Here is a 1,549-nt window from a genome sequence, read left to right as displayed (position 1 = left end):
AGATGTCATGCCTGATGATGTTTTGAATGCGCTACGACAAGTTGAAGGGTTAAACAATCTCAACATTTATATCAACAGTCCTGGTGGTTCTGTTTTTGCTGGTTTAGCGATTTACAACATGCTTGCAAGAAACAAGGCAAAGAAAACCGTTTATATTGATGGTGTGGCTGCATCAATGGCTTCAGTAATAGCCATGGCTGGAGATACAATCAATATTCCTTCCAATGCGTTTTTGATGATTCACAATCCGTGGACTATCGCTTTAGGTAATGCTACTGAATTAAGGAAAGTGGCAGATGATCTTGATACGATTGCCACAGGTGCCATGAATGTTTATAAAGAAAATATGAAGGAAGGCATTACGGAAGAAACGATTCAAGAGTTGCTGAATAATGAGACGTGGTTAAACGGTGAAGAAGCAGCTAAATATTTTAACGTCGAGATCATGGAAGCTAAAAACTATGCGGCATGTGCTAGCGAAGTACTGAAAAAGTATGATAAGACACCTCAGAAATTATTAGCTATTAATCAATTGAAACAAAGTCAAACAAGCAATACTCAAGATGAAAAAATCAAATTACAAAATGAGCTGGACCTTCTAACAATTTAGAGGTCTATTTTTAATGCTCATAAGGAGGAAAATGAATTGAAAAAAGTATTAGCAAACACACCTAATCAAGCAATGTTTTCATTACTATCGAACAAAAATGTATTGTCGGTAAAGATGGATGGTGCCACTGGAATGACGAAACGTGAGCAAGAACTACGTCAGTCTGTTGCAGATTTAAAAGATGAAGCGCAAGAACTACAGGATGAGGGTAAATACGAAGAAGCAAAAGCAAAAATTGAAGAAGCGAAAGCAGCGAAGAAAGATCTTGATAACTTCTTAGCATTGCAAAAAGATTTTCAAGGTTTAACGGTGCCAGACCCACAAGCTCACGGTGGCCAAATGCCTGGTGAGCCTAAACAGGATGATAAAAAAGAATATAAGCAAGTATTCTTCAAGGCTTTACGTGGCCATAAATTAACTGAGAGTGAAATGTCTGTGATGGACGAATTTAAAGCAGCTTTATCTGAAAAAACAGGTGAAGATGGCGGTTATATTGTTCCGGAAGACATCACTACAACGATCAACGAACTGAAGAACACGGTTGATAACTTAGAACAATACGTAACAGTAGAGCCAGTTAAAACGAATAAAGGCGCCCGTACATTAGAACGACGTGCAGATTCTACACCATTTGCTCCACTATCCGAATATGGTGATCCTAATGCTATGGCTGAAATTAACTCACCACAGTTTGACCGTATCACTTACGAGATTGAAGATTACGCAGGTTTCTTGCCAGTTCCAAATGATTTACTATCTGATACAGACCAAGCATTAGAAGCTTACTTGCGTAAATGGTTAGCTAAGAAATCAAAAGCTACACGCAATAGTTTAATTCTTGCTGTGCTAAACGCCCTTTCTAAGACGAAATTTGATGATCATAAAGGTATTAAAACAGCACTTAACGTTGACTTAGATCCAGCTCATGCACAAGTAGCA

At 38.1% G+C, this 1,549-nt stretch carries 2 protein-coding genes; both read left to right on the top strand.

The genetic code is table 11. The annotated features are described in order from the left end of the window. The coding region (locus JCM19043_RS15645) for a head maturation protease, ClpP-related (RefSeq protein WP_231631588.1) at positions 1-610 on the top strand (610 nt) is incomplete at its 5' end. Between the two features lie 132 nt (positions 611-742). Next, positions 743-1,549: phage major capsid protein (locus JCM19043_RS15640; protein WP_082394605.1), on the top strand; the 807-nt coding region annotated here is incomplete at its 3' end.

Source organism: Halolactibacillus sp. JCM 19043 (assembly GCF_001310395.1).
GTDB lineage: Bacteria > Bacillota > Bacilli > Bacillales > Amphibacillaceae > Halolactibacillus > Halolactibacillus miurensis.
The sequence above is the reverse complement of the archived record's forward strand: the minus strand, read 5'-3'. Positions and strand labels throughout refer to the sequence as shown.